The 11582-nt window shown below is 63.8% G+C and carries 11 protein-coding genes and 2 tRNA genes; 8 read left to right on the top strand and 5 right to left on the bottom strand.

The features are described 5' to 3' along the window. Nucleotides 1–342 precede the first annotated feature (342 nt). Nucleotides 343–504 (bottom strand): hypothetical protein, encoded by a 162-nt coding sequence (locus ACOCG7_RS26710; protein WP_167363262.1) that lies wholly within the window; start codon nucleotides 502–504, stop codon nucleotides 343–345. A gap of 252 nt (nucleotides 505–756) precedes the next feature. Between ACOCG7_RS26710 and ACOCG7_RS26715 the strand changes: the two genes are divergently transcribed. The 5 genes from ACOCG7_RS26715 to trmB all read left to right on the top strand — a co-directional run bounded on the left by ACOCG7_RS26715 (nucleotide 757) and on the right by trmB (nucleotide 4449). Beyond that, the gene (locus tag ACOCG7_RS26715) at nucleotides 757–1677 is read left to right on the top strand and encodes a Rossmann-like and DUF2520 domain-containing protein (RefSeq protein ID WP_073427066.1); all 921 of its coding nucleotides are present in this window, start codon (nucleotides 757–759) and stop codon (nucleotides 1675–1677) included. 149 nt (nucleotides 1678–1826) lie between these two features. Continuing rightward, complete coding sequence (locus ACOCG7_RS26720; protein ID WP_073427065.1) at nucleotides 1827–2147, top strand: EthD family reductase; 321 nt, start codon at nucleotides 1827–1829, stop codon at nucleotides 2145–2147. Nucleotides 2148–2369: 222 nt separating this feature from the next. Next, entirely contained in the window at nucleotides 2370–2933 is a 564-nt protein-coding gene (locus tag ACOCG7_RS26725; protein WP_073427064.1) for a YggT family protein, read from the top strand. An 80-nt stretch (nucleotides 2934–3013) separates the two neighbouring features. Further along, nucleotides 3014–3087 (top strand) — tRNA-Gly (locus ACOCG7_RS26730). 582 nt (nucleotides 3088–3669) lie between these two features. After that, the gene (trmB, locus tag ACOCG7_RS26735) at nucleotides 3670–4449 is read left to right on the top strand and encodes a tRNA (guanosine(46)-N7)-methyltransferase TrmB (protein ID WP_073427063.1); all 780 of its coding nucleotides are present in this window, start codon (nucleotides 3670–3672) and stop codon (nucleotides 4447–4449) included. Between the two features lie 100 nt (nucleotides 4450–4549). On the opposite strand, the gene ACOCG7_RS26740 is transcribed toward trmB, so the two are convergent. The 3 genes from ACOCG7_RS26740 to ACOCG7_RS26750 form a co-directional block, all read right to left on the bottom strand. Further along, the gene (locus ACOCG7_RS26740; RefSeq protein ID WP_073427062.1) at nucleotides 4550–5386 is read right to left on the bottom strand and encodes an undecaprenyl-diphosphate phosphatase; all 837 of its coding nucleotides are present in this window, start codon (nucleotides 5384–5386) and stop codon (nucleotides 4550–4552) included. Between the two features lie 82 nt (nucleotides 5387–5468). After that, nucleotides 5469–6062, bottom strand: coding sequence for a DUF1439 domain-containing protein (locus ACOCG7_RS26745; protein ID WP_073427061.1), 594 nt, complete (start codon nucleotides 6060–6062; stop codon nucleotides 5469–5471). 55 nt (nucleotides 6063–6117) lie between these two features. Beyond that, the gene (locus tag ACOCG7_RS26750) at nucleotides 6118–6453 is read right to left on the bottom strand and encodes a YkgJ family cysteine cluster protein (RefSeq protein ID WP_084561348.1); all 336 of its coding nucleotides are present in this window, start codon (nucleotides 6451–6453) and stop codon (nucleotides 6118–6120) included. A 252-nt stretch (nucleotides 6454–6705) separates the two neighbouring features. On the opposite strand from ACOCG7_RS26750, the gene ACOCG7_RS26755 reads away from it, so the two are divergent. Beyond that, nucleotides 6706–6790 (top strand) — tRNA-Leu (locus ACOCG7_RS26755). 337 nt (nucleotides 6791–7127) lie between these two features. Continuing rightward, nucleotides 7128–8756, top strand: coding sequence for a methyl-accepting chemotaxis protein (locus ACOCG7_RS26760; RefSeq protein WP_347142947.1), 1629 nt, complete (start codon nucleotides 7128–7130; stop codon nucleotides 8754–8756). 229 nt (nucleotides 8757–8985) lie between these two features. Here the strand turns inward: ACOCG7_RS26760 and ACOCG7_RS26765 are convergent, their stop codons facing one another. Beyond that, a complete protein-coding gene (locus ACOCG7_RS26765; protein WP_073427229.1) occupies nucleotides 8986–10371 on the bottom strand; it encodes an amino acid permease in 1386 nt (461 codons plus the stop codon). A gap of 212 nt (nucleotides 10372–10583) precedes the next feature. Between ACOCG7_RS26765 and ACOCG7_RS26770 the strand changes: the two genes are divergently transcribed. Further along, on the top strand, nucleotides 10584–11540 hold the full coding sequence (locus tag ACOCG7_RS26770) for an alpha/beta fold hydrolase (RefSeq protein WP_073427059.1): 957 nt from the start codon (nucleotides 10584–10586) through the stop codon (nucleotides 11538–11540). The last annotated feature ends 42 nt before the right edge of the window (nucleotides 11541–11582 follow it).

An 11582-nucleotide genomic window follows, 5' to 3' on the forward strand; every position in this document is an offset into this window, starting at 1 on the left:
CCACTGTGGTCGCCGACTTCGCATGCCTTGCATGCTACAAAATCAATGTATCGAAAAAGATCGCATAGCGCTGTTTGCATTTGTTGCAAATTGCAATTCGCGGCAAGGAGCGGCTCTTGCGGCTTGCGTTGCCCGCAACAGGCGGGCCGCGCGGTGAGTTGCCCACCAAGGGATTGCATGTCTTCTTAACGCGCGCCGGTCTATAGCTTTTCCACCACGCCGCCCCGGCCGACCGGCAACCGGTAATCTTTGATTACAAATTAGATTCAATCCGACGCCCAAAACCCAAAATGCCCGACGCAATCGCGCCGGGCATTCCCTGGCTGTCGAGACGGCGCTGTTTCAACCGACTTTCACATAGACGAATTCGCGCGACACGCTGGGTGGAACATACGCGCCGCTGATCCGCACGCGCGGCGTAAGACGCTTTTTCTGTTCCCACCAACGGCGGCGCTGCGCATGTGTCAGGAACCGCAAGTGTTTTCGGTAAGAAAAAATGCTCATGGTGACCTCCCGAATCTGACTGCGAGACAAATACCCGGAACAACAACTGCGAAACCGGTTCATGGTCCAATCTCATGGTCCACTTTAAGCAGTTTGCGAGCCCACCGGGTGCGCGCCGCCCGATGAGCGCTCAGCCACGCCATATCGGGCGCGAACTGATCAGAGGAAAGCCGGCACGGCCATGCCGCAGGGCGGACGGATGCGCGATACTGCGGCATTCCCTTCAAACGTCCCAGTCTGGAGCAGGCACCTATGTCCCAGTCTTCTTTGCCGCGTCTCGGCTTTATCGGTGCGGGCCGCCTCGCGCGTTGTCTCGCGCTCGGTTTTTCACGCGCCGGCTATCCGGTCACCGCGGTGGCGAGCCGCACGGCGGCTTCGGCCAGCCGGCTCGCCAGTCAAATCGGGCAGTGCGCGGCGTTCGACGATCCCCAACAGGTGGTCGACGCCGCGGACATCGTCTTTTTAGCCGTTCCCGACGACAGCATCGGTACGTCAGCGCACACACTGCGGTTCGGGCCGCACGGCCAGGCGCTCGTACATTGCAGCGGCGCATCGCCGGTCGAACTGCTGACGCCGGCGCGCGATCAGGGCGCGGCGGTCGGGGGCTTTCATCCACTGTACCTGTTTGGCGGCGATCTCGCCGACCTCGACAGGATCGCCGGCTGCTCGGTCACGATCGAGGCCGACGAGCCGTTGAAGGGCTCGCTGACGGCGCTCGCCGTCGCGCTGGGCTGCCATCCGCTGTCCATTCCGGCGGGCGGCCGCATGCTGTATCACGCCGCCGCGCACTATGCCGCGAGTTTTGCGCTGTGCAGCCTCGCCGAATGCGTCGCGCTGTGGCGCACGCTGGGCTTTGCCGAAGACGACGCGCTGCGCGCGCTGCTGCCGATGCTCGCCGGCACCATTGAAACCGCACGCGACAAGGGTTTGCCCAACGCGCTCGCGGGCCCGGTGTCACGCGGCGACACGGGCGTCGTGCGCAAACAGCTCGCGCTGCTCGAAGGCTTCGGCGGCGACCATGCGGCGCTGTACGGCTTGCTGTCGCGGCGCGCGGTCGAACTCGCCCGACGCCGCGCCGCGCCGCCCGTCGCGATCGAAGCGATCGCCGAGGCCGTGGAGGAATCGCTCACCCGCTCCCTAAATGCGGCTGCGGCAGGTGCAAGCGTCAAGTAAGCCGTGATAATGTGACGTCCGGCGCCGCGCGCAATCCGCCAGCGACGCGCTTAGGAGCCGGCTTAGGACCAGCTTAGGACCGGGGTTAAGGGCAGGTTAAGGACCACGCTCAGGGACCAGGCTTCGGCATCAACAGACGAGAACCAACAATGATCAAGGTCAGCATCCTTTATCCGTACCGGGAAAACGGCCATTTCGACGTGAACTATTACTGCGTCACGCACATGCCGCTTGCGGCGAAACTGTTTGGGCGGTCGCTGAAGGGCTGGTCGGTCGACGTCGGCATCAACGCGGGGCCGCCGGGCACGCCGCCGCCGTATGTCGCGGCAGGCCACTTTCTGTTCGACAGCGCGGATGACTTCTACAAGGCGTTCAAGCCCGCTTCCGAGCAACTGGTCGCGGACATCCCCAATTACACCGATGCTGGCAACGGCACGATCCTGATCAGCGAGATCAAGGTTTCGGCTTGATGTCGAACGGCTTGGGTCGGGTCGCGACGCGCTGGTTCGACGTTGAACACGACTCGCGAGGCGCTGAATCGGAGCGCCGCGCGATTGCTTGAGAAAAGATGCTTGACGCGCCGCTCCCGCGAGAGAGCGCTTGAACCCAAATGAAACCGCCGGCGCGTCGATGGACAGCGCCGGCGCCCCGCGGCCGGTGAACGGCCGTTATTCGAAGGATAAGGACACGAGATGTTTGGCGATATCGCCCGTTTTCTACTCAATACCATCTTCACGCTGTTCGGCGCCGCCCTGCTGCTGCGCGCATGGCTGCAAGTCGTGCGCATGCCGCCCTACAACCCGGTCACGAACGCCGTGCTGCAAGCCACCAACTGGATCGTGCTGCCGCTGCGGCGCATTCTGCACAGCACGCGCAACGTCGACTGGGCGAGTATCGTCGCGGCTCTGCTTGCGGCGATCGTCTATGTGGTGCTGATGGTGGTGCTCACCGGCGCCGATCCGCTCACGCTCGCGCCGACGCTGCTGATCGTCGCCGTGCTGACGCTCGTCAAGTGGGCGCTGAATCTGATCATCTGGTTGACGATCCTGATGGCGTTGCTGTCATGGCTCAATCCGCGCTCGCCGGCCATGCCGATCCTGTATCAACTGACCGCGCCGTTTCTGAATCCGCTGCGCCGCGTGATGCCGCAACTCGGCGGCATCGACCTCTCGCCGATCCTGCTGTTCGTGATCGTGCAGGTGCTGCTGATGGTGGTGACGCGCGCGGCCGTTCAGTTGACTTACTTCGTGATCTGAAGGCGCTCGCTGCGCCAGTGAAAGCGGGCGGCGGCGCGATTTGCGCTAACCGCCTGTTCCCGAGTAAAATAGCGCGCTCTGCGGGCGTCGTATAATGGTAATACCCTAGCTTCCCAAGCTAGAGCCGTGGGTTCGATTCCCATCGCCCGCTCCAGATACTTTCCATCCCGCCTGGTGACGAACCAGATAGACAGATAGAAACCAGGCGGCCACGCGAAAGAATCTGCATCTACCGCATGTCCCGCCTGTTGCATCCTCTTGCGCTTGTCACTCAAAAAGAATCAGCGTTTTTCAGCATCTCAAACCCACTGATTCACTTCCCATAACCGGCGAGCAAACGCGGCATTGTGATACCGGCCGAGAACATAGCGAATGCCGCCGCGGCATTCTTCCACCGCATTCCCAAACGATTTTTCTCCCTCGGGATTCAACGCATATTGCGCCGGCAATAACTGATAAAGCCCGCGTGCCGAAGACCTCGGATTGCGTGATCCCACTTACGGATGGCCATGACGGTGACCAAAACGTCATCATGCCGGCGATGCCGAAGCCAGCCGCAAGCACCCTCGTCTGGACGCCGCCTTTTGGGTTGTGCTACCTTACGCGCACTTGCAACGCCCGCTCCACCTTCCTGCTAAGCCTCGAGCCTCTAGCGGAATCCAGCACGAGCCGCCTCGATGAAGGCGGCTTTTTTGTAGTGGCGGCACGAAGTCCTCACCTTGTAGCAGTCTCGACAATGATCCACGATCCAAACGACGCCGGCTTGCCCGACGAACTCACGACGCCCGCGAGCGAAACCGACGGCCAATCCGCCGGCGACACGCTGCAACAGGAAGCCCCGCACCGGCGCCGTATCCGCAGCTTTGTCACACGCGCCGGCCGCGTCTCGACCGGCCAGCGCCGCGCGATGGATGAACTCGGTCCGCGTTTCGTGGTTCCGTTCGCCCCGCAGCAACCCGACTGGAACAGCGTGTTCGGCCGTGAAGCACCGCGTGTGCTGGAAATCGGCTTCGGAATGGGCGCGACCACCGCGGAGATCGCCTCGCACCGTCCCGACGACGACTTCCTCGGCGTCGAGGTGCACGAGCCGGGCGTCGGCGCGTTGCTCAAGCTGATGGGCGAGCAGCAGTTGTCGAACATCCGCATCATTCAGCACGACGCGGTCGAAGTGCTCGAACAGATGATCGCGCCGGACAGCCTCGACGGCGCGCATATCTTCTTTCCCGATCCGTGGCACAAGGCGCGTCATCACAAGCGCCGGCTGATCCAGCCGAAATTCGTCGCCTTGCTGGTTTCGCGCCTGAAGCCTGGCGCGTATCTGCATTGCGCGACCGACTGGCAAAACTACGCCGAACAGATGCTGGAAGTGCTCAGCGCGGAGCCCGCGCTCGAGAACACCGCCGACGGCTACGCGCCGCGCCCCGAGTATCGTCCCGTGACGAAGTTCGAACGCCGCGGGCTGCGGCTCGGACACGGCGTCTGGGATCTGGTGTTCCGCAAACGCGGCGCGCTCTGATCGCTGATCGCGCCTCGCAAGCTGCAACGAAAAAGGTCCGCAAACGCGGACCTTTTTTCATGGCACTCATGGCACTCATGGCAACGGGGTTAAGACAAACTCAACTGGTCCAGCTCAACGCGCCGCTATAGCCGACCAGCAAGATCAACAACCCGAAGCCGATCCGATACCACGCGAAAGCGGTGAAGTCGTGCGCGGCGACATAGCGCAACAGCCAGCGCACGCAGGCGAACGCGCTGATGAAGGCCGCCACGAAACCGATCGCCAAGGTGCCGAGCACATCCGCGGACAGCAGTTGCCAGCCTTTGTGGAGCTCGTAACCGGTCGCGCCGAACATGATCGGAATCGCGAGGAAGAACGAGAACTCCGTGGCGACCCGCCGGTCGAGCCCGAACAGCATTCCGCCGATGATGGTCGAGCCCGAGCGCGAAGTGCCTGGAATCAGCGCGAAACATTGAGCCAGGCCCACTTTCAGCGCATCCAGCGCGGTCAGATCGTCCACGCTCTGCACGCGCGCCGCCCTCTCGCCTTGCGCGCGCTGGCGCGCTTCGGCCCACAGGATCACCACCCCGCCCGCCACCAGCGCGAACGCGACCGGCACCGGCGAAAACAGCGCGGCCTTGATGGACTTTTCCAACAGCAAACCAAGCACGATTGCCGGAATCGTCGCGATGATCACGTTCAGCGTGAAGCGGCGCGCATCGGGTCGGCTCGGCAAGCCGACCACCACACTGACGATGCGGCGGCGGAACTCCCAGCACACGGCGAGAATCGCGCCGAGCTGGATCACGACATCGAAGGTTTTCGCGTGTTCATCGGTGAAATTGAGCAGACTGCCCGCGACGATCAAGTGGCCGGTGCTCGACACCGGCAAGAACTCCGTCAACCCTTCGACGACGCCCAGAATCAGCGCCTTGCAAGCCAATAGCCAGTCCATCCGTGCCCCTCATCGCTGTATGTAGATAGTTGGAACAAGGGCCGCACGATAACGCTGCGGCCCTGACGACCGCGCGCTTGCGTCATTTCTCGACGATTTGCACACGTATGCCGTTTGTAAGGATGGTGATTGTACCGGGTTCGTAATTCACACCGGCGAATTGCAGTTGTTCGGGCTTGAAAGTGTAGATCGGATAATTGGTCAGCAACTGCGTGGCGAGCAGTCCCGCCGCGGCGTTGATCTGCTGCGTGTAGGCCTGCGCCTGTCCGGTCACGCTGACGTTGTCGACGTTCGGCGACTTCAGCACGACCGACTTGCTGGCGGCATCGTAAGCGAGTTCGCTGGAAAGCGTGAAGACGCCGTCGACCGGCTGCGGCATGAACGGACTCGCGAAGCGCGCGTCGAGCTTCACCGAGACGCGGTTCGCATCCGGCAGAAGGCCGACCACCGGATGCGTCAGCACGACATCGAACACTTGCGACACCGTGCGCTGATACGGAAACTTGCGCTGCACCGCGTCTTGCACCTGCTGCTGCGAAAACGTGTAGTGCGACGGGATGAACGGAAAGATCGATGCGGCGCAGGCTGCCAGCGACACAGTGATGCCAAGCGCGCCGCAGCCTGTCAGCGCTGCGAGCAGGAAGCGGCGCCGGGTCGGCGCAGCGGATCGGGTCATGCGAAATCTCCTTGGGGAAGCTTTTTCTGACATCGGTTGCGGCGCGCCGTTCGCGCTATCGGCGTGCCGACGCTTGCGCTTGCGGCTGAGTTTGCGTTTCGAGCCGGGTTAGCCACGCGAGTGCTTCGTCGCGGTTCGCGCCACACATTTCCGTCTGCGGTTGCAGGCCCGAACAGCAGGCCGGCCGCTCCGGCTGCCCGAAGATCGCGCAGCGCAAATCGTCACCGAGTTGCACGCAGCGCACGCCCGCCGGCTTGCCGTTCGGCATGCCCGGAATCGGACTCGAAATCGACGGCGCGATACAGCACGCGCCGCAATCGGGTCGGCAGGCGTGACCCGCCACATGGAACGGGGAGTCGCGCTTCGCAACGGTGTTTGGCACATCTTTCACGGCATTTTTCCTGACGCTCGACAACACGCAATGCATAAGCAGAACCGCATTGTGCCATCGCATTCCGTGCGGGCTTTTGCATAATTGCGCGCGTATGGCATCCGCTTCACCGATACGTTCGAGCCTGAACGGGAACGCTTGCGTGAAGGCTTCGCGCGAACCCAAAGCGGCCGGCTTGCCCGTCGCCGGATTTTCGGCCATAATCTGCGTCTTCGCCGCGCGCCATGTTCCAGCGCGTGCGCTGCAAGATCTGCCCAGGTGGTGAAATTGGTAGACGCAGGGGACTCAAAATCCCCCGCCGCAAGGCGTGCCGGTTCGATTCCGGCCCTGGGCACCAAACAAAATCCAAGCGTTAGCGTCCCCGCTACCGTTCAGTACCCACTCCCGCGAAATCCCCTCCACTCGCGGAAAAATTCCCCAAGCTTGTCACACCGCCACACGTCGATGCTCAACGCGTTCGTCGGCAATCGCAATCAGCTTCTGATCGAGCGTTCGAAACCGCAAGAAGTCCCACCGCGGGTTTAACTCTAGAAACTTTATTCCCGCCGCGCCGATAACGCGGACAGGAACCGTTTGCCAGTCAGTCCGCCGGCAAATCGGCCGCGCTGGTTTCGGGTGCCGCATTGCGCGGCGCCGCGGCGCGAACTTCACCAACCTCGATGAAGAAGGCGCAGATGCGAAAGCTCCGTTTTACGCAGAAGTTATGGCTGCCGCTGCTGATCAGTCTCGTTGCGTTGCTGGCGGTATCGGTATTCGCCGCCTGGCAATCGCGCGAGACCCGCATCGAGGAGCGCAAGCACGATCTCATGAACGTCGGGCAGGTCGGCGTGAGTATCGTCAAGGAATATGCGGCGCTGGCGCAAGGCGGAGCGATGTCCGAAGCGGACGCGCAAAAGCAGGCGCTCGCCCGGCTGCGCGAGATCCGCTATGGCGAGGACGGCTATTTCCTCGTGATCAACTCGAAGCCGCGGATGGTCATGCACCCCATCAAGCCGGCGCTCGAAGGCCGCGACCTCGCCGCAACGGCCGATGCCGACGGCCGTCACCATTACGTGAGCTTCGCCTCGGTGGCGCAGGCGCCCGAAGGCGGCTTCGTGGATTACGTGTTTCCGCACCCGAACGTGACGCCGGTGAAGGCGGTCGCCAAGATCGGCTACGTGCTGCGCTACGCGCCGTGGGACTGGATCATCGCGACGGGCGCCTACGTCGACGACATCGACGCCGCTTTCATGCGCTCGCTGTGGATGCTGGGCGCGATCTTCGTCGGGATCTCCCTGCTGCTGGTGGCGCTCGTCACCGTGACGAACCGCAGCATCCTCCGCACGATCGGCGGCGATCCGGCCTACGCGGCGGAGGTCGCCGAGGCGATCGCGTCCGGCGACCTGACCGTTGCGATCGCCACGCGCAGCGGCGACACGTCGAGCCTGCTGCACGTGATGCAGCGCATGCGCGACGCGCTCACCGGCACGATCCGCCAGATCAAGCGCGCCTCCGACAACGTCGCGTGCGGCGCGAACGAAATCGCGAACGGCAACGCGGACCTGTCGGCGCGCACGGAGAACCAGGCGGCGTCGTTGCAGGAAACGGCTTCGAGCATGGAGCAGATGACCGCGATGGTCCGGCAGACCGCGGAGCACGCGCGCACCGCCAGCGAACTCGCGGCCAACGCGGCGCACATCGCCAACCGGGGCGGCGACATGATCACCGAGGCCGTCGGCGCGATGAAGGACATTTCGAGCGAATCGGGGCGCATGGTCGAGATCATCGCGACGATCGAAGGCATCGCATTCCAGACCAATATCCTCGCGCTCAACGCGGCCGTCGAAGCGGCGCGCGCGGGCGAGCAGGGCCGTGGATTCGCGGTCGTCGCGAGCGAGGTCCGCAGTCTCGCGCAACGCAGCGCGACCGCGGCGAAGGAAATCCGCGAGCTGATCAGCCATGCGGTGGAACGCGTCGGCAGCGGCGCGACGCTGGTCGAAAGCACCGGCTCGACGATCGACGACGCGCGAGACGCGATCCTGCGGGTGACCGGCGTGGTGCAGGAGATCGCGGCGGCGGCGGCCGAGCAGAGCGCGGGCATCGATCAGGTCAATCTCGCGGTCACGCAGATGGACAGCATGACCCAGCAGAACGCGGCGCTCGTCGAAGAAGCGGCGGCCGCGGCGCAGTCGCTGAAGGAGCAGGCGCTGCATCTGCAGCACACGGCCGCGGCCTTCCGGCTCGATACGCGCGACGTCGGCGAGGAAGCCGGGAGCGAACCCCAGGCAGTGTCGCGTCGCGCGCGCGAGCCGGCGTTCGCGTGAGCGCCGGCTGCGCGGCGCGCAGGTCGTTCGCGGATCGGCTTCGTTCCACGCGGAGGCGGCAAGCCATCATGCGAATTCAAAGCGGCACGCCCTCCGAATCCGCTATGTCAGCGCGCAAATAAAAACCGCTCCCGCAGCCATTTCAGCGGCATGCGTGGAGCGGCTTGGATCGCGCGACGCCTGCGCCGACGTGAGAGCGCAACACTCGCCGCCCCCACCGCCGCGGGCTTTATCGCTCGGCCATTCGCGCGCCGACAAGCATCGCCGCGCGCCGGCGCTTGAACACATAGCCGCCCCACATCACGACCAGCCACGCGGGCACGAGCCACACCGCGGCCGACAGGCCCGGCGTCATCGCCAGAATCACGAGGATCATCGCCATGAAGGCGAGGCAGATCCAGTTGCTGACCGGAAACCAGAACGACTTGAAGACGAGCGTCTCGCCCGCCGCCATCATCGCCTTGCGCGACTTCAGATGCGTCAGGCTGATCAACGCCCAGTTCAGCACCAGTGCGGCCACCACCAGCGCCATCAGCAGGCCGAGCGCTTCGGCGGGAATCAGATAGTTGAGGATCACGCAGGTGAAGGTGGCGAGCGCCGACAAACCGATCGCCATATACGGCACGCCACGCCGGTCGACCTTCATGAGCATACGCGGCGCGTTGCCCTGCTCCGCGAGACCGTAGAGCATGCGGCTATTCGCATACACGCCGCTGTTGTACACGGACAGCGCCGCCGTCAACACGACGACGTTGAGGACGTTCGCGGTCAGTGTCGAGCCGATCTGCGAGAAGATCATGACGAACGGGCTGCCGCCGGCCGCGACCTGGTTCCACGGATATAGCGAGAGCAGCACTGTCAGCGAGCAGATGTAGAAAATCAGAATCCGGTAGATCACCTGATTCACGGCCTTCGGAATGCTCTTCTGCGGATCGGCGGCTTCGGCCGCCGTGATGCCGATCAGTTCGAGCCCGCCGAACGAGAACATGATGACGGCCAGCATCATGAAGAGGCCTTGAAACCCATGCGGGAAAAAGCCGCCGTGGCTCCAGAGATTGGTGAGCGAGGCTTGCGGGCCGCCGCGTCCGCTGATGAGCAGATAGCCGCCGAATACGATCATGCCGATCACCGCCACGACCTTGACGATCGAAAACCAGAACTCGGTTTCGCCGTAGGCTTTGACGTTGGCGAGATTGATCGCGTTGATCAGCGCGAAGCACACCAGCGCCGACACCCACGTCGGCACACCGGGCCACCAGTAATGGACATAGGTGCCGACCGCGGTCAGCTCGGCCATGCTCACGAGCACGTACAGCACCCAGTAGTTCCAGCCGGACAGAAAGCCGGGAAAGTCGCCCCAGTACTTGTACGCGAAGTGGCTGAACGAACCGGCAACCGGTTCCTGCGCGACCATCTCGCCCAACTGCCGCATGATCATGAAGGCGATGACGCCGCCGATCGCATAGCCGAGAATCATCGACGGGCCGGCTGCCTGAAGCACGCTGGCCGAGCCGAGAAACAGGCCGGTGCCGATCGCTCCACCCAGCGCGATCAACTGGATGTGGCGATTCTTGAGCCCGCGCTTCAGGCCGTCCTGCTGTTGTGCACTATTCAAATTGCGCCCCAGTGTATGGATTTCGATCACCCGGACAGACTCGTGGTCCGTCCCGGCAGAACCAAAAATTTTACCGTGACCGAAAGGGCCTAAATACTGGGAGCAACCCGCGCCTGGTTCCGCACCTTATTGACGTGCAACGATATTGATTGACACCGCGAGCCGCTTCGGTATGTTGCGCTAGTCGAGGTTTCAGCCTTCGGAGATTCAACATGTCGCCCAAACGCCTGCTCCGCGCCGCTGTTTTGTGTCTCTGTTTCGCTGGCGCGGGTGCGCTCGCGCAAAGCACGGCGCCTGCGGCGTCACTCATCATGGCACCCGAGGCTAGGCCGGCCAGCGCACCGGGCACGGCAGTTCCGGATCAAGCGGCGCCCACCGCAGCATCTGCGCCGGCGGCGACCGACGCGCCAACCGCGGCGCCCGCCACGCCTTTCGCCACAGTCCCAACGCCGTCCGCCGCGCCGATGACCGGCCCCGTGCGCAATGTGGTGCTGGTGCACGGCGCTTTCGTCGACGGCTCGAGCTGGAACGGCGTCGTCGCGAAACTGCAGCAGAAGGGTTATCACGTGAGCTCGGTGCAAAACCCGCTCACCTCGCTCGCCGACGATGTCGCCGCCACGCGCCGCGTCCTCGCGCGCCAGGACGGTCCGACCATGTTGGTCGGACATTCATGGGGCGGCGTCGTGATTACCGAAGCGGGCGCGAATGCGCCGAACGTCGCCGGCCTCGTGTATGTCGCGGCGATCGCGCCGGACTTGCACGAGTCGACCGCCGATCTGATGAAGCGCGCCGCGCCGATGCCGGCAGGCAAAGGCATCACCACGGACGCGAGCGGCTTTCTCTGGCTCGACCGCGCGAAATACCGCGCCGACTTTGCCGCCGATGTGCCCGAAAACCTGACGCGCGTGCTCTCCGCCGCGCAGCAGCCGATCGCCGCGAAGGCGTTCGGCGAAACGGTCAGCCAGGTGGCGTGGAAGGAGAAGCCGTCGTGGTACGTGTTGACCACGAAGGACCGCGCGGTATCGCCGGACGTCGAAAAATTCATGGCCGAGCGGATGGGCGCCAAAGTCGTGCCGATGGCGTCGAGCCACCTCGCACCCGTGTCGCATGCGGGTGCGATCGCCGACGTGATCGATCGCGCGGCGCGGGAGTTGAGCCGGCAGCAATAGCCGGCCGATAGCGAAGGATTAATCTGGCGGCAGAAATCGGTG

The organism is Paraburkholderia sp. DD10 (assembly GCF_049177125.1).
Taxonomy (GTDB): domain Bacteria; phylum Pseudomonadota; class Gammaproteobacteria; order Burkholderiales; family Burkholderiaceae; genus Paraburkholderia; species Paraburkholderia terricola.

Coding starts and splice junctions, on each gene's coding strand:
- ACOCG7_RS26710 (WP_167363262.1), bottom strand. CDS start 504: ATGAGCATTTTTTCTTACCGAAAACACTTGCGGTTCCTGACACATGCG.
- ACOCG7_RS26715 (WP_073427066.1), top strand. CDS start 757: ATGTCCCAGTCTTCTTTGCCGCGTCTCGGCTTTATCGGTGCGGGCCGC.
- ACOCG7_RS26720 (WP_073427065.1), top strand. CDS start 1,827: ATGATCAAGGTCAGCATCCTTTATCCGTACCGGGAAAACGGCCATTTC.
- ACOCG7_RS26725 (WP_073427064.1), top strand. CDS start 2,370: ATGTTTGGCGATATCGCCCGTTTTCTACTCAATACCATCTTCACGCTG.
- trmB (WP_073427063.1), top strand. CDS start 3,670: ATGATCCACGATCCAAACGACGCCGGCTTGCCCGACGAACTCACGACG.
- ACOCG7_RS26740 (WP_073427062.1), bottom strand. CDS start 5,386: ATGGACTGGCTATTGGCTTGCAAGGCGCTGATTCTGGGCGTCGTCGAA.
- ACOCG7_RS26745 (WP_073427061.1), bottom strand. CDS start 6,062: ATGACCCGATCCGCTGCGCCGACCCGGCGCCGCTTCCTGCTCGCAGCG.
- ACOCG7_RS26760 (WP_347142947.1), top strand. CDS start 7,128: ATGCGAAAGCTCCGTTTTACGCAGAAGTTATGGCTGCCGCTGCTGATC.
- ACOCG7_RS26770 (WP_073427059.1), top strand. CDS start 10,584: ATGTCGCCCAAACGCCTGCTCCGCGCCGCTGTTTTGTGTCTCTGTTTC.